Below are 22,614 nucleotides of genomic sequence, written 5' to 3' on the forward strand. Positions count from 1 at the left end.
CTGTCGTATTGGGGAGCCATTCAGTCAGGAGCGCCTTGCGTGGAAGCAGAGTTTCAGGCCGGCCCATCCTTGGAGGCGGCCGAAGAGCAGGCACGGCTTGAGCGCCGAGTGCAGGAGCTGGAACAGCAGGTCGAGGCGCTGTCGCGCCTGCGGGAGGATTTGGCCGAACAGCGGGCCATGAACCGGGCCATGCTCAACGCTGCGGCAGAGTCCGTCATGGTGCTGGATCCCCTGGGCATGGTGCTGGCCATCAACGAAGTGGGCGCCCACCGGCTCAGCCAAACGCCGGATGCCCTCATGGGTCGTTGCATCTTCGACTTTCTGGCCGAGGAGATTGTCCCGGATCGCCGCCGCTGGCTCAACGAGGCCGTGGACACCAAAAAACCCCTGCAGTTCAAGGACGGCTACCGCGGGGTGACCTACGGCCACCGCATGCACCCTTATGTTGACCCCCAGACCCAGGTGGTCCGGGTGGCCATCTATACCCGCGACATCACAGACAGCGAAAAGGCCATCCTTGCCCTGCGCGACTCCGAGGCCCGCTACCGTGCCATCCTGGAAGACCAGACCGAACTCATCTGCCGCTACCTGCCGGATGGCAAGCTCTCCTACGTCAACGATGCCTATGCCCGTTTTTTCAATAAAAACCGGCAGGATTTGATCAACAAAAACTACATCCCGCACATTCCCCGTGAGGATCTGGTCGTCATCCAGCAGCATATCATGGGCCTTTCGCCGGAAAATCCCGTCACCTCCTTTGAGCACCGTGTGATCATGGACGATGGCGAGATCCACTGGCAGCACTGGACCCACCGCGCCATTTACGACCACGCCCAGCGCCTTACGGAGTACCAGGCTGTTGGCCGCAACATCACCCGGCGCAAAAAGGCCCAGGAAGCGCTCATGGAAAGCGAGCGCCGCTACCGCAGCCTCTTTGAGGACTCCCCCATCTCCTTGTGGGAAGAAGATTTCTCCATCATCAAAGAGCACTTTGACCACCTGGCTTCCCAGGGGGTGATGGATTTCAGCGCCTGGTTCCACGAGCATCCTGAGGATGTGGAGCGCTGCGTGGACATGGTCGGTCTGCTGGACGTGAACAATGCCACGCTCAGGCTCTTTGGCGCCACCCGCAAGGAGCAGCTGCTGGGCGGGCTGCGGGCCGTGTTTTCGGACTCCACCTACGCCTTTTTCCGCGACGAACTCATTGCCCTGGCCCGCGGGCAGAAAACGTTTTCCGAAGAGACCGAGCACGTGACCCTGAGCGGCGAACGGCGCAACGTGGTCATCCACCTCAACGTGGCGCCAGGGTACGAGGAGACGCTGGGCAAGGTGCTGGTGAGCGTGCTGGACGTGACCGAGCGCACCCGGGCCGAGGAAGCCCTCAAAGAACAGCGCGTCTTCCTCCGGCAGATTATCGATACCGTGCCCTCGCTCATTTTCGTCAAGGATCGCGAAGGGCGGTTCCTGCTGGTGAACAAGGCCCTGGCGGATCTGTACAACGCCACCCCGGCCGAGCTGGAAGGCCGCATCGGCGGCGATTTTGGTCCTGGTGAGGAAGATTTCTCCATCATGCGCCTGGAGGATGAGGAAGTGCTGGATTCCCAGCAGCCGCTATTCATTCCCCAGCGTACCCTCACCTCGGCTTCGGGCGTGCGCCGCTGGTTTTCCACCACCAAGCTGCCCCTGGTGCTGCCCTCGGTGGGCAAGGACCAGCTCCTGGGTGTGGCCGTGGACATCACCGAGCGCAAAGAGGCGGAAACCGAACGCGCCCGGCTGGAAAAGCACTTCCGTCAGGCGCAGAAGATGCAGGCCCTGGGCACCTTGGCCGGGGGCATTGCCCATGATTTCAACAACATGATTTTCGCCATCCTGGGCTTTGTCCGCCTGGCCCTGCGTCAGGTGGACAACACCTCCAAGGCCGCCGAATACCTGCAGCAAATCCAGTCCGCAGGCATGCGCGCCTCGGATCTCGTGCGGCAGATTCTGACCTTTTCCCGCCAGACCGAGCAGGAGAAAAAGCCCGTGCACCTGCTCTCCCTGTTCAAGGAAATCGTCAAGATGCTCCGGGCCACCCTGCCCTCGACCATCGAGATCGTCCTGGACATCAGCCCCGAAGTGCATGAGCAGAGCGATGCCCTCCTGGGCGACCCGACCCAGATCCATCAGGTGATCATGAACCTCTGCACCAACGCCGGGCACGCCATGCGCGAACGCGGCGGCACCCTGACCCTCTCCCTCAAACACTCCACGCTCTCCCCCCAACAGGCCAGGGGGATGGTGGATCTGGTGCCCGGGGATTATCTGGAACTCAGCGTGCGCGATACAGGCCACGGCATTCCGCCAGACATTCTGGAACAGATTTTCGACCCCTTCTTCACAACCAAGGCCCCGGGCGAGGGCACGGGCATGGGCCTTTCGGTGGTGCATGGCATCGTCAAAAACCACGGCGGCAGCGTGGCTGTGGACAGCGCCGTCGGCAAAGGCACGAATTTTACCGTCCGGCTGCCGCGCCTGCTGCAGGAACCCGGCCAGGAAGAACGCCTGTGCCGCATTGCGCCCACAGGGTCCGAGCACGTGCTGTTTGTGGATGACGAAGCCCTGCTGGTGCAGATGGCCGGGGAAATGCTCTCCCAGCTGGGGTACAAGGTCACAGGCTCAACGGACCCGGTCAAGGCGCTGGAGGTGTTCAGAGACGCCCCGGAGCGCTTCGATCTGGTCATTACCGACCAAACCATGCCGCACATGACCGGGCTGGAACTGGCGCGTCAGGTGCTGGCCTTGCGGCCGGACAAGCCGGTCATCCTGCTGACGGGATACTCCGAGTCCGTCACCAGGGAAGCCGTGGAGGCTGCAGGGGTGGCGGAATTCATCATGAAGCCCGTGGTGGAAGAACAGTTGGCGCAAACCATCCGCCATGTGCTGGACCAAAGCCGCCAACCGGGTGTATAGCATGGTGACTGCGGCCAGCCGATGGATTGGACTGGCGGAGGGAGCGCAATTGAGCTGTTCGTGGCGATTGCGCACTCCTGCCGCCAGCACCCCGACCCTGCCGGGCCAATCCCGGAACGCTGCGCCAGTCGAAAGGAAGTCGAGGAGGCTCCATGACCAAGCTGCTGCTTGTTGAAGACGACCCCCAGGTCCGCACCATGCTTTCAGAAACGCTGCGGCAGGAAGGCTACGAGGTGGTCGAGGCCGTCAACGGTCGCGAAGCCATTGCCGCCTACAAAGCCTCCCCGGCGGATTTGGTCATTACCGACATCATCATGCCGGACCAGGACGGTGTGGAAACCATCCACAACCTGCGCCGGGACTTTCCCCAGGCCAGGATCATCGCCATTTCCGGCGGCAGCCCCAACGTGCGCGGCGATTACCTGCTCGGTACGGCCGATGCCCTCGGGGCTGTGAAAACCTTCAAAAAACCAGTGGATATCAATTTGTTGCTCAAAACCATCGCCGACCTGCTCGGCAAGCAGGCCTGAAGCCGGAGGCGCCATGACAACTCCGCACTCCCCCTCCCGCCCCGTGGTTCTGCTGGTGGAAGATGATACCCAGGTTCGCGCCATGCTTGTCGATTCCCTGGCCGGAGAAGGCTTTGCCGTGGAGCAGGCTGCCAATGGCAAGGAAGGGCTCGACCGCCAACAGGCCAAACCGGCCGACGTGGTGATTACGGACATTCTGATGCCGGAAATGGAGGGGCTGCAGTTCATCAAGGCATTGCGTGCCCTGTCCCCGCATCTGCCCATCATCGCCATCTCCGGCGGCGCGGCCCAGCTTTCCCCGGGCTGCAATCTGGAACTGGCCAGCATGTTCGGTGCCAGTCTGATCATGGAAAAACCCTTGAACATCGACGATCTCATCACCGCCATCAATAGCTTTCTGTCCAAGGCCCCTGCCTGAGAGGGGCCTTGCCCCGCCGCACAGACCAGCCGCCCGGCGTGACTTCGGCTGCCCTCCTTGACCTTCAAAAAAAGTCGGCAAAAAAGGCCAGCACGAGCAAAACCACCGGACCGGGGCGTTGCGCTCAGGGCCTGCCCTCATGCTCCTCCACCACCACAGGCAGCACCCCGTGCGCCTCGCGTACGGCCTCCGCAGCTGCCTGGGCCGCTGCCATGGTGGGGTAGATTCCGGCCCGTACAGCATACACGCGACCCAGCGCCCCTGGCAGCTCGGTCACCCTGGCGTCCAGGCCCTTGGCTGCCCAGCCTTCCCGCAGGCGGGCCGCTTCGTCCTTGGAGGCGGTGGACGCCAGCTGCAGCACGAATCTGGCCGGAGCCGCTGGCGCGGTGGCGTTGCCAGCCACACTGCTGTTGCCTGCGCCTGCCGTTTCCGGCCTGTCCGTCGTGCCCGGCGGCCGCTTGCCTGAAACAGCCGTGCCCGCTGGCGCACGACGGGAAGCGAATTCATCCTTGACCACCATGGCCGAGAGCCCGGCCTCCGGGCCATGCCGGGCAATCCATTCCGCACCGGCATTCTTGGCGGACTGCGCGTTGGCGAACCCGCCAGCCCGCACGAAATACTCACTCCCGACTGCTTCCACCGCAATGGACGAGGCATTGCCGCCCCCACGCCCGGCTTCCGCTCCAGTGCCGGCACTGGCGGAGGGCAGGATGAGTTTGCGAAAGGCCTCAGCGGTGTCGCGCTTTTTGAACGGGCCAATCTGCACGCTCATGGCCGCTGCGCCACGGGAGGTTCGTTGGGCAAATTCCTCCACTGCCGGCGCGTTCCGGGGCCGACGTTCCGGCCCTCTGCGTCTCCCGACCGTCTGCTCGGGGTCCGATTCAGCATTTTCATCCGGCGCATCGTCGGAAGCTGTCTCGTTGCGTTCGGCTGTCAACTTACTGGTTGCGGCCTGGATGGTCTCGTCCGGGCGCGCCCGCTCGACCAGTTCCGCCAGCTTGCTCTGCGTTGCATCCATGGCTCGCAAGGGAAGCGGAGTCCCGATGTCCAGAGGGGCCTTCGCCAGCCCGGTCGAGTTTGCCGGAGCGGCAGGGCCGGCGGGGACCGGCGGTGTCGTCACCGGCTGCACACTGTCAGCGGAGGGATGCACCAACGGCTCCGGGGTGCGCGTCAGCAACGGCAGCCGCACCCCACGGGTTCGCAACTTGTCCATGACCCTGATGGCTTGATCCCTGCCGGATTTGGTAGCATCGAACGGCCCCACCCGAACCGTGTGCAACACCCGGCCATCCACCTGTAGTGACTCGATAAACACCTGCAGCCCATATTGCAGCAGGGAACCCGCGTAGGCCTGCGCCTCGGCCAGTTCCGAGTAGGCGGCCAGCTGGATGGCCAGCGATGGCGCGAGGTGCGGTGTATTTTTTTTCTGTGCGGCGGGGGTGGTCACCATGTCTGCTTCATCGGCAGAGCGTTGGGTAAAATCCCAGACCACCACCGCGTTCCAGCGCCCGGTGACGTGCTGCACCGTCCGCACCACAGCCGGGATGCCCTGGGATACGCTGCGGGCAGCCAGGCGTTTGGCCTCGGCTTCATCCATGGCGATGGCCGCCACCGTGGGCTCCAGCCCACGCATGGACGCCAGGGCGGCAATGACCTCGGCCGGGGCAAGATGGGCCGGAACACCCGCACTGTCGCCGCCTGCCGCGACCTCGGCGGCAGTTGGCGGTTTGGGCGTCAACGAGATGGAGAGCTGAGCCTCTGGCTCGGGCAAGTGCCCCTCCACCACCTGAAACGGCTTGCGCAACAGTTCCTGCCCATCGTGGGAGATGATGAACGTCCACTCACCGGGCGCCAGTTCCCAATCGCTGAGAAAGGTCCAGGCCACCAGCACAGGGATGCCTGCGCAGGCTCCCACCTCCCAGCTTCGGGAGGTGACAGGCTCTGCCTTGCCCGGCTGGCGCAATGGGGGGTGCGTCAGGGTCACGTCCAGACGGGCCGGCGCGCCCTTCTTGCCGCCTTCCACCAGCACTTCCAGGCCAAAACGCACAAGCAGCTGGGCAGGAATGCTCTCCACCGCCTGGAGCAGCCGGGCGTTCACTCCCTGGCATTCCATGGCCGCAGCGGCGGGAGATTCATTTTCTCCGTACAGCCCCGCGGTCTTGCTGGAGGCCGTAAGGCCAGCCTGCGCGGCAGGGTTCCAGGCGAGCAGGATCAGCAACGCAGCCAGGAGCCGCCAGGCCGCAGCGCGAACGTACGCAACAGGCAGCCATGCAGCACGGCGGGGACGGGACATCTTCGACGGTATGGAGGATGCGCTATTCGACAACAAGCGAGTTCCGTTTCGGGCGAGCAGGCGCTGGCGCGGCAGGTTGTGCAGCGCCAGGCGTGGCATCGCCGGGCGTGGCAAATTCCTGGTTGGGGGCAGGCGGTGGCATGTTGGCCAGGGCTTCATCCCTTACCTGAAGGCTCCAGCCTCCGTCGCCATCCGTATGAAAGACATACTCCCCTTTCTCCTCAACTGAAAACTTCACCGTGGCATTGCCGGCGCCCTGCTGCTCAAACAAGGGACGCTCATAGCTGCCGTCCGGCTTTTGCAGGGTAACCACCAGCGTGTCTTCGCCGGAGTATTCCAGCTGGATGGTCTTCTCGCCCGCTTCTAGGGAGAATGGTCTGGTACGAAAATCGCCAACACCCTTGACCGTGAATCCGACCAGCCGGCGCTGGGTGCTGGTCACCCTGTCGGGGTCCTTGCCCACGGCGTCGTCCATGCGATAGGTGATGAGATAGCTCGCCGGCTGCCCCACCCCCTGCATGCCCACCTCAAACTCCAGGGGGGCCCGCTGATTGGGTCGAAGCGTGGGCAGGCGGGTCGTGCGGGTCCAAAGCTCGTTGCCTTGCGCATCCTGCGCCACGATTTCGACTTCCAGCCCTGCGAGGGTGTTGGTGGAAACGTTGAGAATGACGCCCCGGAACACTCCGCCCTGGCTGACCCCGAAATCGCGCGTGCCAAAGTTCTTTTTGTCCACCTCAATCATTTTGGCGATAGAGACAGGCGGATGAAGCAGGCAGAGCACTGCAGCCAACAGCCCCGTGGCAGCAGCCCGGGCCAGACAAGACCGCCAGGACAGACCGGCGATATGGCGGCAACATTGAAATTTCATAGACTCGCTTGTGCCAGGCATGCGGACGCTCCTCGCCAGCGGCGCGTAACAGGCTCCACCGGGGGCCACCTCGGTGCGGGTGCGCCGCCATCACAGCGGCACCCTGCAATTTACTTCTCTGCTTGCACCATTGTCAACAGGGATGAACTTTCTTTAATACTGTTAAAAAATGTAGACGCGTAACGCAGCATCACGCATGGTGCATGCATGTTGTGAACAATAGGCGAAATAAGGAATGCTTCAGCAGGCGTTCATTGGTCATAATAACGCAGCACGAGACGAACACGCATCGTTGCAGGAGAGATAAGACGCCATGAACAGCAAGCGCATCATCACCTTTGTGGCAATATGCACCATAGGACTTGGCATTTTGCTTCATGCCACCAAGTCCTCTTCTGCCTCCTGGACAGACCCTGTCAGCGGCGTCGAATTCATCTGGATCGACGGCGGCTGTTACCAGATGGGCATGACCGCCGCAGAGGAAGCCGAATTGCGTGCCCGGGTTCCCGAACGGTTTTACTCCAAACGATTCGCCGACGAACCCCAGCGGCAGGCCTGCCCCCAGGGGTTCTGGCTCTCCCGCATGGAAATCACCCAGGCGCAATGGGCTGCCGTGACCGGTGAGCAGGAAAAAGCCTGCTATGCCTCCCGTGCTCCGGGCAATCCCGTGAACTGGGTCAGCCTGGAGGAGGCCCAGGCCTTCACCCGTCAGCTCAATGCCCAGCACAACGGCACCGAGCGCTTTGCACTGCCCACCGAAGAGCAGTGGGAAAAGGCCTGCCGGGACCAGACCCGCGGCGACCTCGGCCTGACCGGCATGCTGGGCCAACCCGAAGAGTGGGTGGACACCTTTTACACCGAGAATGGCACCGCCCCCATCGTGGAGGATCCCAGAGATCCCCGAGTCCTCAAGGGCGATCGCTGCACCGGCCGTCGCCCGGCCGTGGCGCAGCATGTCCACTGTGATGTAAGTTTCCGTCTGGTCAGGCTTGCGCCGCAAGGCTCAACCAGCCAGCAGCCCCCGCAGTAACAACGCGCCAGTCGCGCCATGAAAACGCCGGCCCGGAGGTCCCCCCGGGCCGGCGCTGCGTTCTGGTTAGTCGTCAAAGTCGTTGCAGTTTTCGCAGGCCCGCACATTAAGCGGCAGGTCGTCCGGTTCGCGGAACTGCATGATGATATTTGAGAAATGGGCCTTTTGCGTCGAGCCGCCGGTGGCTTCGGTGATCCCCAGGTAGAAGGTGTCGAACTTGTTGTGATTCGACTCGTTCAGGTAGAAGGTCCGGTCCATGGCGGGCGGATTCTTCGGGATGCTCAAGTCCCCGGAGGTGTCGGCAAAGTACGAGTTGATGTAGGCGTCGCAGCCGTCCTTATATTTTTCGGTGCCACAGCGCCGCATCCAGGTCAGCATGCGGTACGGGTGGTAGGGGTTGTTGTTATCCCCATGCTTCCCATCTGTCACGGTGGCGTCGGGGTCGTTATCGATGCCACGATGCACTTCCACGCGAATGGCCAGCCACTGACCTTTCAGGTACCAGGCCGTGGTATTGCCCTGGGTTTCCCCGCCATCGTCGTAGCTGGTGCCATTCACCACAGGGAAGACGCCTGAATAGAAAGTCTCCGAGTCACCATTGGCCAGCGTCCCCTGGCGGACGTAATGGGGCGGATCGAAGAGCACGTAGAACGGCAAGTCAATGCTTGCATCCGCCACCCAGTTGTCGCTGCTATTCTTGTACGCATAGTTGCCAGGGTGCGTGGGGGAGGAACTGTCTGCCTGCACGTATATATCGTCATGGCTGTTGTTATTGCTGTATTCCAGCACCAGGGCATACCACCCTGGCGCCAGTACCTTACTGGAGGCATGATTCCATTTGTCGCTGAATTGAAACGACACAAGAACGGGGATGCCATCGGCATAGATGGAGTCATCCGTTCCTCCCGATCCGGTGGGCAGGGTTGCGTCCGTCACCTGATCATTACCCGTCAGGCTGCTGACTACCGACGACTGCGGAATGCGGTTCCCCCCACTGCTGGTTGTCGTGTAAATGGACGCCGTGAAATTTCTGTTCTTGTTGATGCCGGTTTTGCTCTTCAGGTACAGATGCGCCTGGGTGATGCGAAGCGGCTCTTCCACGTAAAAGGTTTGCGCCACGGCCCGGCGGGTGTTCTGCTGAATCAGCAAGCTGGTATCAGCCTTTTCCACCGGATAATGGTACTGCCAGGGGTTCCACATCCAGCTTTCCCGGGCGTGCTGGTTGTCATCATAGGTGCGCGCGCCGGCTTCGTTGGCTTGGGCGCCGGAGTTGGCGGTGCGCACAGAGCTGCTATACGAATTGTACCAGGCACAGCCCCAGGGCACGTCCAGCCCCCAGCCCACATAGGCAACATGGTCCGTGCCGCTGCCGGCATCGGCGCCGCCGTAGTCATAGCGCGAGCCGGAAGTCGGATTGGTGCGGCGGAACCAGTAGTGCGACTTTGTACCATCGCTGCAGATATAGCGGTTGGGGTTGCCGTAGTTGTCAATTTCCACCCCCAGCTTGGGAGGCTGAATGCCATTGGCTTCCGGATCGATAAACTTGCTGATGGGATAGCTGTTGCCACTGGAGAGGACGCGGGAGTCGCCGGCATAGGCGATCATCTCCCCGTGTTGCGAATCGCCGCCAACAGCCTTGTTGGTGTTATTGTCCCCGTTGAACAGGGTGATGACGAGCCCGTCGGCGTCGTTTTTTTCGTAATACACAGTCATGAAAAAGCGCAGCCCCAGGAAGAAGTCGCATTCACCATCCACGCAGGTGGTGTACTTGAACGTGCGGTTGCCGGTGAAGGTGGCAATGCCGAAGTTGTTGTACTCCCCGGCGCCCACGGCAAAGGCATTGGGGCCTTCCACTTCCCATGGGTTGTCTTCCGTCCCATCCGAAGTCTGGCCGGAGGACTTTGAGGCCGAGCCGCGGCTGGCGCGGCTGCTATAGGCGATGTCATCCAGACCGTCCACCTTTTCCGTGCCCTGTTTGTTGGGATTGGAGTTGGTGACGGTGAAGTCGTCAAAGTCATCCTGGTTGGAACTGGCGATGCCGGAGAAGTCTTCCTGGGCTTCACCTTCCAGATAATAGTTTGCCTCCATGGAGGTATCCTCCCCCACGGTGCCCCGGATCCCGGCGCGGACTTTCAGGCTGGTCAGCCGCTGGATGGAGACGAAGGTGAACTTGCCGATAACGTTGTCTTCGTCGTCCTTGACATCAACGCTGAGGTCTTTGAGCTTGCGATGCTGCGAGGAGTGGCTGTTCAGGTACGAAAGCCCGGCCATGGCCATGTACCGCGCCTGCATGGTGTTGTGTTCCCGCAACTGGGTAAACTGGGCGGTGGATGTGACGGACACGGTGATGGTGGCCAGAGTGGCTACCACCGTGAGGGCGAGAACCACATACACCAGGGAGAAGCCGTGCTGGCCAGTGCAGCCTGGACGCTGGGAAAAAGCAAAGGTGTGTCGCATGGGATGCTCCTGAAGGCCTGGCGACTAGGAAAAGTGAAGGACCACGGGCTGCACGCGCATCTGGAAACTGCGCTGTACCCGATTCCCGGTGCCGTTGGTATCTGCCCCGCCCATGACCAGCATGACCTCAATGACCTCGGTTTCCGCATTGTCAAAGGAGGTGGTGGGGGTGCAACTCAGATCGCTGCTACTGCAGTATCGTAATTTGAAATCCATGACATTGGTTGCCAGGATGTCACCATCAAGCGTCAGCTCATTATTGGCGGAGTTGTAGATCAGCTGCGTGGCTGGCAGCACGCCCTCGCTCCAGGTGAACCGGGGCTGATAAGTGATGGAGGTATCTGTGGAAGCAGTAACCGTCTGAATATGCTGCAGCTCCAAATAAATCCTGTTCAGGGCCAGCTGGGCGTTCTGGGCCATGTCCGAATGGTCTGTGGACATGACATACGTCCGCATCACCTCAGCCAGGCCAAGGGTGCCGGCAGCAGCCACCACGCCGATGATGATCAGGGTGGCCAGCACTTCCACCAATGTAAAACCGCGAGAAGATGAACTGGTGCGCATGTGGCCTCCCTATTTCCCAATGGTCAGGGTCAGAATCTGCGGGTTCACCGTGCTGTTGCTTTGCAGGGCAACCACCAGTTGGGCAAGGTCGTCCGTGTCCGTATCCTGCATCTTGAGGCAGTCGATGCTGACCACGGTAACGTTGCCGTATTTGCTGGCATTGGCCTCAAGTTCCTGCTTGAACAGCATGAGCGGGGAAGCGAGCTGCAGGGTGGCGTTCTTTCTGGCAGTGTACGTGGGCAGCGGCGAGCCTTCTGCGCACACATCAAACCCCTCGGGCGGGGAGTCATTCCAGCTTCTCCAGAAATTATTGTAATAATCCGCCAGGATGTTTTCCGTGGCGTACTGGAAGTCCTTGTCTGCCTGCAGCCGTTGCACAGGCAGGTCCAGGCCGGAGGAGGAGGTGAAAAAGGCCACCAGCATCATGGATGCCACAGACAACATCGTGAGGGTCATGATGGCGTCGACCAGAGTAAAGCCCGCCTTTTGCCGGGCGGGGCGCGCGATTGACGGCGCCGGCATTGCGTGCTGCGAGCCTGTCATTGGATCAACCCCGTGTTTTGGGTGATGACGATATTCGCCATGTCTTCTATGACCACCGGCACCGTGACATCAGCAGTCAGGGCAGTCCCAGTGCAGTCGCTAGGCTGACCGCGATTGTTGAAGACCACATTGGCGGAACCAAACACCTTCAACTCGTTTGGAATGGTATAGGTGGCAGAGTCCTTGCCGGGAATGCGCACCAAGCGGCCATCGTCCGCCTGGGTATTGCAATCGCGCTGCAACTCGAAACTCGCCCCATTAATGGAGACCCCCCACGGCTGGTCATCCGCCATGGCCAGCACCTGGGCATACCGGATGGTGCTTTCCAGCACCTTGCGCTCTGCCCGCGCATTGATATCATCTGTTTCAAACATCATGAAGGCAGTACGCGCCAGGATCCCGAGAAGCACCAATACCGTCATTACTTCAATAAACGTGAAGCCGGACTGTGGAAGCCTGCGCTTCCGGGCGAGTTGCAACCGCTCAGACATGACGACGCTCCCCTGCACAAGTGAACAGGATCGTTCCCAAAAACGAGCCCATGATGAGGCCGCAGCCCACAAAGGCCACGGCAGCCAGCAACGTCCCTTGCGCCGCAAAGCTGGTGGCAATGCCCAGGCCATTGCCGAGGACGGCTGCCAGATAGACCACCAGCCCCAGCCGGGCCAGAGCCCGGCTGGCGGGGGTGCGATGTCCCGTCAGGAGCCCCAGGATCAGCACCAACGCCCCCAGGGCATAGGCCAGCTCCGGCTGACGGCCAATCCAGGCAGGGAACAGATGCTCGTACCCCTGCAGCTCCGCGGCCAGCACCGCGCCCATGGCCAGGTGCAACAGGCCAACAAAATAAAAGAAAAAGTGACATTTCCCTGAGGCGGCCGCGATGATGCGACCTGGGAGCCAGGCGGAGACGCCCAGCTGTTCCTGGAACCAGTCCAGCAACCGTCCGGAAAGCCCCGGCCGCCGGAGAGGGATTTCAGCCATCACCCGACTGCACAACCGGGGAGGTGGCGCGGCCCGCTCCATCCGGCGCAGGCATTCGCCCAGGGCGTCCAGCTCGGCAAGCGCCTCGGGAAGCAATCCCGCCGGGCCGGCACAGGCGCCCGTGTGAACGGGCGTGGCGTTCTTCTTATCCATATCTCATCTCCACACATGGCTGGGCAGGGTATCCCGCAATCTGGCCAGCCCCCGGTACACCCGCATCTTGGCCGCCTGCTCGGAAATGCCCAGCACGTCTGCAACTTCCCTGAAGGAAAGATCCTCGGTAAACCGCAGGGCCAGCGCCTCCCGCAGGTCCACGGGCAGGCGCAGCAGGTGGCTCGCCAAGACCCTGCCCTGCTCGCTGCGCAGGACCGCGGTTTCGACATCCGCCGTGCCGTCGGCTCCACAGGTGCCTTCTGCCTGCTCACTGGTCAGCCCTTCGCCTTCTGACGGACTCTCGCCCTGTGGCCTTTCTCCCAGGCCCGTGAGCAAACGTCCGCTCCGCCGGCGCTGCCGGGCTGCCGTATTCCGGCAGATGGCGTACATCCAGGGCGTAAGCCGCGTGCCAGGTTCCAGCCGAAAGCTGCCGAGCTTGTCATACATGCGGATGAAGGTCTCCTGCACCAGATCCTCGGCATGGTCCGCACTGCCGGTGAGCAGGTAGGACAAATGAAAGAGCTGGCCCTGATGCGCCTCCACCAGCAAGGCAAACGCTTCTCTGTCCCCGGCCAGTACCTGGCGGATGATGGCGTGTTCGCGTTCCTGGTCCATTGGGCGTGTCTCTGGGCTCTCTACCCTTCAGTAGTCATGGTCGGATCGAAAAGTCACAAATTTTTTAACCTGCGTAAAATATTGCCTCGCACCCTTGTCTTGCGCGTGGCCCTGCCGCTACAAGCAACCCATGTGGTTAAGCCTCAAAATCGCCCTGGCGTCTCTGGCGGTGCACAAACTGCGCACCGTGCTGGCCATGCTGGGGGTGTTCCTGGGTGCCCTGGCGCTGACCGGGGTGCAGCATGTGTCGCAGGCCATGGTCCGTCAGGCAGAACTGGAAACCGAAAAGCTGGGCCCCAACCTCTTTGCCGCCCTGTCCGGCCAGGTGCGCTTCCGGCGCAGCGGCGTCAGCGCCGGGGCCATGTCCCACACCTTTTCCATCAATGATGCCGTCACCTTGCAAGGCTCGTTGCCAGGCGTGCTGGGCGGCTCCCCCTTTGCCCAGAAATCGCGTCTGCTGCGCTACGAATCCGTCCAGGTGTCTGCCACCCTGGTGGGCGTCTGGCCCAGCTATGGCCGCGTGCGCAGCCTGGAGATGGCTGAAGGGCGCTTCATCAGCCAGCAGGATGAGGATGACCGGGCCATGGTCTGCATCCTGGGGTGGACCACCGCCAAGCAGCTCTTCGAGGTGCCGGCCCGGGCCCTGGGCAACACCGTGCGCCTGTACCGCGGCACCTTGCAGGTGGTGGGCGTGGCGGCTCCCAAGGGCGCGGACCTGACGGGCAGCAACCAGGACGAGCAGGTGTTTGTCCCCCTCTCCACGTTCATGCGGCGGCTTTCCAACCAGGACTGGATCAACGGCGTCTACCTCGAACTCGCCCCGGAAGCGGACAAGGCCGCGTTGAAGGATGCTGCAGCAGAAATGCTGCGCACCCGCCACCGCATCGGCCCCGGGCAGCGGGATGACTTCAGCGTGCTCACTGCGGACGATACCATCCGCCTGCAGCGTCAGGCCTTGGATCTGGTGGGCACCCTGGGACTCATCAGCTCCAGCATTTCCTTTTCCGTGGGTGGGTTGGGCATCCTTTCCATCATGATTCTGCTGGTCCGGTCCCGCCGGCTGGAAATCGGGGTCCGCCGGGCCACTGGCGCCCGGCGGCGGGATATCGTCCGCCAGTTCCTGCTGGAATCCGGCCTCATGGCTGGCACAGGCGGGCTGTTTGGCGTGGCCGGCGCCATGGCCATCATGCTCGCTGCTGCCCGCTTCGGCAACCTGCCATTTGTTGCCGACCCGCTCCTCATGGCCGGCGCGCTGCTGGGCTCCATGCTCCTGGGTCTGGCCGCCGGAGCATACCCGGCCTGGCAAGCTTCCAGACTGCAGATCCTGGACGTGCTCAAACCCGGTTCCTAGCCTCCAAAATAGGTATTTACCCCTAAAATTCAGACGTTGACTCAAATTGCAAACCTGCTATCTCCTACTTAGCTTGTGCACAATATAACAAGTAGGAAAATGGCATGCGACTGCGATTGCGGCATAAACTCGTTGGCGGCTTCCTGGGCGCTGCTGCAATCACCGCTGCCGTTGGCCTGGTGACCCTGCGCTCCATCAATATTCTTGGCGGCAATGTCGAGGAGCTGACCACGGTGCAGCTCCCGGCCGCCACCGGACTGGCCAATATCAAGAGCGAAGCCGAAAGCCTGCGCGTGGCCACCCGGACCCTGCTGGCGCCCGGCATTTCGGCCGAAGACAAAGCCCGGCAGTATGAGAACGCCGAGGCGTCCAGAGCTGCCCTGGCCAAGGACTTTGACATGGTTTCGGCCAAGGCCGCGGCCATGGGGCAGAGCCGGGAAGTGGAGACACTTAAGGACGCCTGGAAAGAATGGGACGCCAGCAACGAAAAGTTCCTGGCGCTCTCCAGACAGCTCGACGCCATTGACGTGCGCAACCCTACGGAGCTGCGGCGCAAAATGGAGCTCTTCCGCGGGGATCATTACGCCCTTGCCACCAATGTGAACAACCTGCTGCATTTGGAAAAGCCCTTGGAAGGTGGCACCGACCCCACTGCCTGCAATTTTGGCAAGTGGCTGCTGGGCGAAGGCAAGTCCCTGCGAAACACCTCCATCCAAAAAGCCCTGGACGAGATCACCCCCCACCACAACGCCTTTCACAAAGGCGTGGCGGACATCAAAACACGTCTGGCGGCTTCGGACCAGTACGGCGCCGTGGAAGCCTACAAAACCCTGCTGCCGGCCATGGCCTCCACCTTCTCCATGTTCGGGGTGCTCGCGGCTGAGGCGGAAAAAGCCGAGGGCATGTACCAGGAGATGTATCACCAATCCATGGTCGAAGCCCGCCAAAAGCAGGTGGTGGCGCTCAAGGCCCTGGCCGACCTGCTGCAGCTAATTTCCGACCGCACCGCCGCCACCTCCCTGCAGGCCCGGGAAAGTGCGGCCACTGCCAATGTGGTGGCGGTGACGGGCATCTCCATCGGCGCCCTCCTGGCCCTGGCCCTGGGGCTGTTCCTGGCCCGGCTCATCACCCGTCCCCTGCAGCAAGGCCTGCTGGCCGCCAAAGGCATGGCCCAGGGTGAACTCTTCCACGACATCACCTGCAGCAGCACCGACGAGACCGGCGAACTGGCCCTGGCCCTGCAGGATATGGTCGGCAAGCTTCGGGATGTGGTCCTGGATGTCCAGGGCTCGGCCGAGCGCGTGGCTGCCGGTTGTGAGGAATTCTCCTCCTCCAGCCAGTCCCTGGCTCAGGGTGCCACGGAACAGGCTGCAGCCATCGAGGAAATCTCCTCTTCTATGGAAGAGATGTCCGCCGCCATCACCCACAACGCCGAGAATGCCAAGAAGACCGACTCCATCGCCACCTCCACCGCCACCGAGGCCCGCCAAAGCGGCGAGGCCGTGGCCCACACCCTGGCCGCCATGCGCCAGATTGCCGAAAAAATTAATATCATTGAAGAAATAGCCAGACAGACCAACCTGCTGGCCCTGAATGCCGCCATCGAAGCCGCCCGTGCCGGCGAGCAGGGCAAGGGCTTTGCCGTGGTGGCCGCGGAAGTGCGCAAGCTGGCCGAGCGCAGTGGCCTGGCCGCCGCGGAAATCGGCACCCTCTCTGGCTCCAGCGTGGCCGTGGCCGAGGAAGCCCAGCGCCGGCTGGACCAGCTGGTGCCCGAGATTCAGCGCACCGCAGCCCTGATCCAGGAAATTGCCGCCACCTCCGAAGAGCAGCAGTCCGGAGCGCAGCAGATCAACAAGGCCATTACCCAGCTGGATCAGGTCATCCAGCAAAATGCGGCCACAGCCGAGGAAGTGAGCAGCACGGCCCAGACCCTGGCCTCCCAGGCCACACACATGCAGGAAGCCGTGGATTTCTTTGTCCTGGACCGCAATCACGGCCTGCGCGCCCGCGCCCTGCCCGCCGGGCACACGCGCAACGCCAGTCAACCTGCTGAAAAAATTGAAATTCAAGTTGAACCGGATGTGCCGCGCCAGCAGGGTCAGCCCAGGCGCGGGCACGGGAAACTTGCGCGATTTTAGGACTTCTTTTGCTGACAGCATGGCCGTTCTTGCGCTACCATCCGCAAGTCTTGAATGTCGTGACCTGCAGGGGAGGCATGCAGCTCCTGCAGGCCCCTGACAAGAAGCCTGAACGTGCTCGCAGGAATGGCCATGCCGGATGTCATCGCTCCAGCCCGTGTTGAATTTGTGCTTGTGTACGCCTGTCCTTCGTGCGGCAAGGATGCCTTGTTGCGCGCCAAGGAAACGGGCCAGCCGACTGCCTGTCGGCACTGCCAGACCGTTTTCACACCCCAGGCTCTGGCCGACGAAGCCCGCGACGGCATGCTCAGGATCTTCTCCCGTCTGCAGCCCCCGGCCCCGCGCGCCGTCAAGGTGAGTGGCATGCGCGGCCTGTGCTTCACCCTGTTCGGCTCCCTGGACCTGTCCCAGTTCGCCAGTGTGGCCGAGGTGGATCTGCTGCACAGCAAACTCACAGCCTCGGCCAGCGCGCGCCAGGTGGGGGAACTGATCGGCCAGACCATCCTCATTCATGGCACGGTGCGGGAATCCGGCACGCCGGGGCAGTTCACCTTCGGCATTATTGAGGGTACCAGCAAGCGGACCGAAGCCTTTCTGGAATTCCCGGCCCAGGAGCAGGCCCTGGAGCAGTTGCAGCACGCCGGGGTGATCTGCGTGCAAGGCACCTGCAACGGGCTCATGGGATCGCACAACCCGCTGGCCATCTGGTGTTCGGATTGCCGGGTGGTGGGCGTGCAGGGCCGGCAGCTGCCCCCGGGGCGGGAGGTGCCGGGCGTGATCTTCGACCTCTTGCCCAACTCCCCCCGCAATCCCCTGGATGCCCACCTCATTTTTCAGGCACCCCAGCCCGGTGATGTGCAGGCCAAAAACTGACCCGGCAGCCGGCCGGGTTCTTTCAGAATCTTGAATTCAGCTTTTCCAGAATCCCGATCAGACGTTCCACTTCCACAGGCTCCAGCGCCCCGGCCAGTTCCGTGGACAGCTGATGATGCAGGGCGTGGTGGTCCCTGAAATGGCCTGCCCCCTCCTCGCTCAGCCGGATCAGGTAGGAACGCCGGTCCTGTTCGTTGGGCTGACGCAGCACCAGCCCCGCCCGCTCCAGGCGGTCAATGTGTACCGTGAGCGCGCCGGTGGTCACACCCATTTTTTCCGCCAGTTCCTTCATCCGCAAGGGACCAAAGGAGCCGAGAATCTCCAGGGTGTGCATCTGGGGCAGTGTCAGGCCGGTTTCCTTGACCACGGCCAGCTCCCAGGAGGAGAACCGTTCGTAGAATTCCACCAGCTTCTGGGTCAGTTGCTCGATCTGGTCTGACGCCTCATGCGGCGTGGCCGGGCTCATGCGCCCTCCCCGGCCGGCTCGTCCTTGAACAGCACCAGACTGGCCGAGGACAGGACCACGACGATGGATCCGGCGTTGTGGAACAACGAGGCCAGGATGGGGCTCAGGAGTCCGTACGAGCTGCCGAGGATGGCCACGGTGTTGAAGAGCAGGCCCAGCCCGATATTGAATTTGATCAGTCCCAGCATGCGCCGGGAAAGGCGGACCAGGAACGGCAGCTTGCCCACCTCGTCCCGGGTCAGGGCGATGCCGGCCGTTTCCAGGGCCACGTCCGTGCCCAGGGCGCCCATGGCCACGCCAATATCGGCCCGGGCCAGAGCCGGGGCATCGTTGACGCCGTCGCCCACGAACAGCACCCTGCGGCCCTGGCGTTGGAATTCCTCAATCACCTGGAGCTTATCCTGTGGTTTGAGCCCGGCCCAGCGTTCCTGGATATCCACGGCGCTGGCCACGCTGGCCACGGATTTCTCGTGATCGCCGGATAGAATGCCGATGCGCGTGAATCCCAGCCGCCGCAGCCCCTGCACCGCCTGCCGGGCCGAGGCGCGGACGGTATCCGTCACACTCAGGATTCCCAGGGGTTTCTGATCCTTGTAGACCACCAGAGGGGTGGCGCCGGCGTCCTTCATCCGCTGCAGGGGCGCCTGCAGCCCTGCGGGCAGGGCGGCCTCCCCGGCGCCGATGTATGCGCTGCCAACCTCGATGACGCTGCCGTTGAGCACAGCCCGCACGCCAAGGCCAATCTCGCTGAGCACGCTCTCGGCCTTGCCCACGACGATGTTGGCATATTGCGCGGCCTTGAGCACGGCGCGGGCCAGGGGATGGGTGCAGTTCTGCTCCGCCCCCGCGGCGCAGGCGATCACTTCCTCGCCGCTGCTGTCCGTGGCGGCCACCACGTCCTGCACGCGGGGTTCGCCCATGGTCAGGGTGCCGGTTTTGTCAAAGAGCACGGCATCCGCCTTGGCCACGGCCTCCAGATGCCGGCCGCCCTTGACCAGAATCCCGGCCCTGGCAGCCCGGGCCACCGCGGCCACCGTGGCCGTGGGCGCGGCCATGAGCAGGGCGCAGGGGCAACCGGCCACCAGCACGGCCACGGCCCGCGAGGCTTCGCCAGAGGCAATCCAGGCCACGGCCGCACAGGCCAGCACCACCGGCGTGAACCATTTGGCATATTGATCCACCACCCGCACGGCCTGGGGCTTGTGGGCCTCGGCTTCGGTCACCAGCTGGACCACGCGGCCCATGGTGGTATCATCGCCAACCCGGCTGGCGCGCATCTCCACTACACCATTATAATTGAGGGTTCCGGCCAGGAGCATGTCCCCTTCCCGTCGGGTGCGGGGGATGGATTCGCCAGTGATAGTCGATTCGTCCACCGCCGTGACCCCCGAGACGATGACGCCATCCACGGGAATGCGCTCGCCGGGCTTGACGCGCAGCACATCATCCACGCGAACCTCGCCCACGGGCACCACCTGGTCGCCGCTGTCCGAGATGCGCGTGGCCGTGTCCGGGGTCATGCGGGCCAGGGCCTGGATGGAACGGCGGGCCGAGTCGCTGATGGCTTCCTCGGCCAGAGCGCCCAGGGTCATGATGAAGCTGACCACGGCCGCCGTGAGGAACTCGCCCTGAAGCAGCGAGGCCACGATGGCCAGGCTGACCAGCTCGTCCACATTCACCTGCCGCTCGCGCAGGCCTGCATAGGCCTCCTTGATAATGGGCCAGCCATTCACGGCCACGGAAGCCAGAGCCAGGGCTACGCCCAACAATGCCGGGGACCAGCCCAGCCATCCCCAGGCCGCACTGGCCAAGGCCAGGAGGCCACCCCCCAGACATATGGACAGGTCCCTGAGATTAAACAATTCCTTGTACGTTCCCACGGTGGAGAATCTGCCAATCATGGAGTGTGCTCCCTGTTTTTATTTTGCATACAAGAATCTCTGCAGCATGATATCTTTACTGTCAAGATAAAATAGTCTGCTTCGGCCATGATTCCAGCTTGACGCCGAAGGCTTGTTTGATGAAACAATCTTCCACTTCATATGCACCTATCCAAGGAGTATTTCCCATGAGCGATTCCCCTGCCTCCCCGATCGTCATCGGCCAGCCGGCCCCGGCGTTTGACCTGCCCAGCGGGGACGGCTCGCGCGTTTCCCTGGCTTCCCTGCGCGGTCAATGGGCCGTGCTGTATCTGTATTCCAAGGACAACACGTCCGGCTGCACCACGGAAGCGGTGGAATTCACGGAACTGTTGCCGCAGTTTGAGGCGCTGGGCGCCACCGTGCTTGGCCTGAGCAAGGATTCCGTCGCCTCTCACGCCAAGTTTGCCACCAAACACAACCTTGGCGTGCGCCTGCTGGCCGATGAATCCCTGGAAACCATCAAGGCCTACGATGCCTGGAAGGAAAAAACCATGTGCGGCAAGAAGTGCATGGGCACGGTGCGGTCCACAGTGCTCATTGATCCCGAAGGCCGCGTGGCCGCCTACTGGCCCAAGGTGGCCAAATCTGCCGGGCATGCGCAAAAGGTCCTGGAAGAGTTGCAGAAAATCAAAGGCTAGCCCGGCTCAGGCACCCCCAGTCAGCATCTTGACACCCGGTTGCGCCTGCTTATTTTTGATCGTGTAAACAGCATATCCATCCACCTTAACTCAAGGAGGTCCACTATGTTCCGTTCTTTTGTTCCGGACGTGCAGCGTCGCCGGGTCTCTTTGCTCGACCCTCGCCGCCCTGCCAGCATGGCTGATCTGGCTGGCATGCTGGAAGATTTCTGGAAGGCGCCGCTGGAAGGCATGCCTTTTATGCGGGGCGCCGAAGGCGGCGTGATGCCGGCCCTGAATGTGCGTGAAACGCCCGAAGCCCTGGAAGTGACCGCCGAATTGCCCGGCGTGACCGCAGCGGACATCGAGGTCACCATCGACAAGGGCGTGCTGACCATCAAGGGCGAGAAGAAGTTCGAGGAAGAAAAACAGGAAGGCGCATACCACCGCGTGGAGCGCAGCTATGGCAGCTTTGCCCGCAGCGTGTCCCTGCCCGCCCCCGTGGCCGAGGACAAGGTGACTGCGAACTTCACCAATGGTGTGCTGACCCTGACCCTGCCCAAGGCCGAGGAAGCCAAGGCCCGCAAGATCGAAATCACCAGCTAATCCAATCCATCCGCAGCCCTTCCGCATTGAGACCTCTGCACAACACCACCCGAACGACTCTTCGCCGAGGAAATGGCCCTCTCGGCCTCTGATTTTGGTCTAATCTGTCATCGTTTTCATCATTTTTCCCTCATTTTCATCATTCCTTCCAAATTTTGGACGCACCAGCCCCTCAAGTGCCCATCAACCGCACGGCTTTCTTCAAATTGAAGGCCATTCCCACCAGATACAGCTCGGCGCAGACCTTTTTCAGGCCCAGATAGCGCGCCCGGGCCAGGCCGTAGCCGCGTTTCCAGGTCCCGAACACCCGCTCCACGCCGCAGCGCACGCTGCTGATGAGCCGGTTGCGCAATCGTTCATAGGCCGTGAGCGGCGCGTGGCGGGTGGCCTTGTCCATGGTGGCGTCCTTGAGGCCGCGGGCCAGCAGCGCGTCGCGGTTGGCGCCGCTGGAATACCCCTTGTCGCCATAGACCTAGGTCCCTGGAATAACATGGATTTCATCGAGCAGCGTTTCGAACTCGCGCATGTCTGACCGGTTGGCCGAGGTGGCGTGGCCGCCGAGGAAGAAGCCGTCGCGAGCATCGGTGGCGGCGTGGATTTTGTAGCCGTAATGACAGCGACGCCCCTTCTTGAGCCAGGCCGCGTCGGCATCGTCTGAAAAGCTGACCTTGACCGAACAGTCTGATTTCGCAGGGGATGCAGGTTGCTGTTCGGCCTCCTCCGCGCGATCCTCGGGCAGGATGTCGATGATTTTGCGCGGGCGGCGGGCAGATTCGACCACCGAGGCGTCGACCACGGTCCCCTCACGCACGAGCAGGCCCTTGGCTTCGAGCTGCTCGTTGAGGCGATCCAGAAGCTTATCGAGAATATTCAACTTGATCAGGCCGTTGCGAAATCGGCAGATGGTGGTTTCGTCGGGGACGTCACCCTCGAAGGACAGACCAACGAAGCGGATGAAGGAGAGGCGGTCGTAGAGGGCCTGCTCGGTGGCCGGGTCGCTGAGATTGTACCACCGTTGCAGGAGCAGAATCTTGAACATGGCCAGGGCCGGGTAGGCGGGGTTGCCCACGGCGTCGGCCTTGCGGGTAAGTTTCTTGTTCAAAAACGAACGGATAGGCCGCCAGTCGATGAGGGCGTCAATGTCGTCCAGGAAGGTGCGCTTGGTCTTGCGCCGGGCCATGAAGTAATCGCCAAGCAACGGGGCCTTGGGGCTGCGCTCTGCCATGTTATCCTCCTTGGG

At 62.3% G+C, this 22,614-nt stretch carries 19 protein-coding genes and 1 pseudogene; 9 read left to right on the top strand and 11 right to left on the bottom strand.

All coding sequences use genetic code 11. From position 1 onward, the window contains the following. Positions 1 to 39: 39 nt before the first annotated feature. The 3 genes from ACYQ00_RS01220 (at position 40) to ACYQ00_RS01230 (ending at position 3,897) form a co-directional block, all read left to right on the top strand. A complete protein-coding gene (locus ACYQ00_RS01220; RefSeq protein WP_460030413.1) occupies positions 40 to 2,949 on the top strand; it encodes a hybrid sensor histidine kinase/response regulator in 2,910 nt (969 codons plus the stop codon). A 152-nt stretch (positions 2,950 to 3,101) separates the two neighbouring features. Beyond that, positions 3,102 to 3,479 (top strand): response regulator, encoded by a 378-nt coding sequence (locus ACYQ00_RS01225; RefSeq protein ID WP_460030414.1) that lies wholly within the window; start codon positions 3,102 to 3,104, stop codon positions 3,477 to 3,479. A gap of 13 nt (positions 3,480 to 3,492) precedes the next feature. Next, positions 3,493 to 3,897, top strand: coding sequence for a response regulator (locus tag ACYQ00_RS01230; protein WP_460030415.1), 405 nt, complete (start codon positions 3,493 to 3,495; stop codon positions 3,895 to 3,897). A gap of 124 nt (positions 3,898 to 4,021) precedes the next feature. Here ACYQ00_RS01230 and ACYQ00_RS01235 read toward each other — a convergent pair whose 3' ends face one another. Both ACYQ00_RS01235 and ACYQ00_RS01240 read right to left on the bottom strand, forming a co-directional pair. Next, positions 4,022 to 6,190 carry a DUF3859 domain-containing protein gene (locus tag ACYQ00_RS01235; protein ID WP_460030416.1) on the bottom strand — a complete coding sequence of 723 codons (2,169 nt, stop codon included), beginning with the start codon at positions 6,188 to 6,190 and terminating at the stop codon, positions 4,022 to 4,024. Between the two features lie 22 nt (positions 6,191 to 6,212). Beyond that, positions 6,213 to 7,079: a hypothetical protein gene (locus ACYQ00_RS01240; protein WP_460030417.1), complete on the bottom strand. Its 867-nt coding sequence runs from the start codon at positions 7,077 to 7,079 to the stop codon at positions 6,213 to 6,215. 292 nt (positions 7,080 to 7,371) lie between these two features. Between ACYQ00_RS01240 and ACYQ00_RS01245 the strand changes: the two genes are divergently transcribed. Further along, positions 7,372 to 8,088, top strand: a complete 717-nt coding sequence (locus tag ACYQ00_RS01245; protein ID WP_460030418.1) for a formylglycine-generating enzyme family protein — start codon at positions 7,372 to 7,374, stop codon at positions 8,086 to 8,088. Between the two features lie 66 nt (positions 8,089 to 8,154). Here ACYQ00_RS01245 and ACYQ00_RS01250 read toward each other — a convergent pair whose 3' ends face one another. From ACYQ00_RS01250 to ACYQ00_RS01275, 6 genes are all read right to left on the bottom strand, one after another. Beyond that, positions 8,155 to 10,545 (bottom strand): hypothetical protein, encoded by a 2,391-nt coding sequence (locus ACYQ00_RS01250; RefSeq protein WP_460030419.1) that lies wholly within the window; start codon positions 10,543 to 10,545, stop codon positions 8,155 to 8,157. Positions 10,546 to 10,569: 24 nt separating this feature from the next. Then, entirely contained in the window at positions 10,570 to 11,109 is a 540-nt protein-coding gene (locus ACYQ00_RS01255) for a type II secretion system protein (protein WP_460030420.1), read from the bottom strand. Between the two features lie 9 nt (positions 11,110 to 11,118). Beyond that, a complete protein-coding gene (locus ACYQ00_RS01260; protein WP_460030421.1) occupies positions 11,119 to 11,565 on the bottom strand; it encodes a hypothetical protein in 447 nt (148 codons plus the stop codon). An 83-nt stretch (positions 11,566 to 11,648) separates the two neighbouring features. Beyond that, the gene (locus ACYQ00_RS01265) at positions 11,649 to 12,143 is read right to left on the bottom strand and encodes a pilus assembly FimT family protein (protein ID WP_460030422.1); all 495 of its coding nucleotides are present in this window, start codon (positions 12,141 to 12,143) and stop codon (positions 11,649 to 11,651) included. Beyond that, positions 12,136 to 12,786 (bottom strand): hypothetical protein, encoded by a 651-nt coding sequence (locus ACYQ00_RS01270; RefSeq protein ID WP_460030423.1) that lies wholly within the window; start codon positions 12,784 to 12,786, stop codon positions 12,136 to 12,138. Before ACYQ00_RS01270 ends, ACYQ00_RS01265 begins: the two co-directional genes overlap by 8 nt. A gap of 3 nt (positions 12,787 to 12,789) precedes the next feature. Further along, the gene (locus tag ACYQ00_RS01275; protein WP_460030424.1) at positions 12,790 to 13,401 is read right to left on the bottom strand and encodes an RNA polymerase sigma factor; all 612 of its coding nucleotides are present in this window, start codon (positions 13,399 to 13,401) and stop codon (positions 12,790 to 12,792) included. Positions 13,402 to 13,531: 130 nt separating this feature from the next. Here ACYQ00_RS01275 and ACYQ00_RS01280 point away from each other — a divergent pair, with 130 nt between their 5' ends. The 3 genes from ACYQ00_RS01280 (at position 13,532) to ACYQ00_RS01290 (ending at position 17,763) form a co-directional block, all read left to right on the top strand. Continuing rightward, positions 13,532 to 14,752 (top strand): ABC transporter permease, encoded by a 1,221-nt coding sequence (locus ACYQ00_RS01280; RefSeq protein WP_460030425.1) that lies wholly within the window; start codon positions 13,532 to 13,534, stop codon positions 14,750 to 14,752. 104 nt (positions 14,753 to 14,856) lie between these two features. Next, positions 14,857 to 16,890, top strand: a complete 2,034-nt coding sequence (locus ACYQ00_RS01285; protein ID WP_460030426.1) for a methyl-accepting chemotaxis protein — start codon at positions 14,857 to 14,859, stop codon at positions 16,888 to 16,890. A 132-nt stretch (positions 16,891 to 17,022) separates the two neighbouring features. After that, positions 17,023 to 17,763 (top strand): TFIIB-type zinc ribbon-containing protein, encoded by a 741-nt coding sequence (locus ACYQ00_RS01290; RefSeq protein ID WP_460030427.1) that lies wholly within the window; start codon positions 17,023 to 17,025, stop codon positions 17,761 to 17,763. Positions 17,764 to 17,785: 22 nt separating this feature from the next. Here ACYQ00_RS01290 and ACYQ00_RS01295 read toward each other — a convergent pair whose 3' ends face one another. Continuing rightward, the gene (locus ACYQ00_RS01295) at positions 17,786 to 18,229 is read right to left on the bottom strand and encodes a MarR family winged helix-turn-helix transcriptional regulator (protein ID WP_460030428.1); all 444 of its coding nucleotides are present in this window, start codon (positions 18,227 to 18,229) and stop codon (positions 17,786 to 17,788) included. After that, positions 18,226 to 20,130: a heavy metal translocating P-type ATPase gene (locus ACYQ00_RS01300; RefSeq protein WP_460030429.1), complete on the bottom strand. Its 1,905-nt coding sequence runs from the start codon at positions 20,128 to 20,130 to the stop codon at positions 18,226 to 18,228. The genes ACYQ00_RS01295 and ACYQ00_RS01300 overlap by 4 nt, the downstream gene beginning before the upstream one ends. 167 nt (positions 20,131 to 20,297) lie before the next feature. Here ACYQ00_RS01300 and ACYQ00_RS01305 point away from each other — a divergent pair, with 167 nt between their 5' ends. Both ACYQ00_RS01305 and ACYQ00_RS01310 read left to right on the top strand, forming a co-directional pair. Beyond that, positions 20,298 to 20,789, top strand: a complete 492-nt coding sequence (locus tag ACYQ00_RS01305) for a peroxiredoxin (RefSeq protein WP_460030430.1) — start codon at positions 20,298 to 20,300, stop codon at positions 20,787 to 20,789. Positions 20,790 to 20,894: 105 nt separating this feature from the next. Further along, positions 20,895 to 21,374 carry an Hsp20/alpha crystallin family protein gene (locus tag ACYQ00_RS01310; protein ID WP_460030431.1) on the top strand — a complete coding sequence of 160 codons (480 nt, stop codon included), beginning with the start codon at positions 20,895 to 20,897 and terminating at the stop codon, positions 21,372 to 21,374. A 172-nt stretch (positions 21,375 to 21,546) separates the two neighbouring features. Here ACYQ00_RS01310 and ACYQ00_RS01315 read toward each other — a convergent pair. Then, positions 21,547 to 22,599: pseudogene (locus ACYQ00_RS01315) on the bottom strand (IS5 family transposase). Between the last annotated feature and the right edge of the window lie 15 nt (positions 22,600 to 22,614).

The sequence above is a fragment of the Megalodesulfovibrio paquesii genome, from assembly GCF_054653055.1.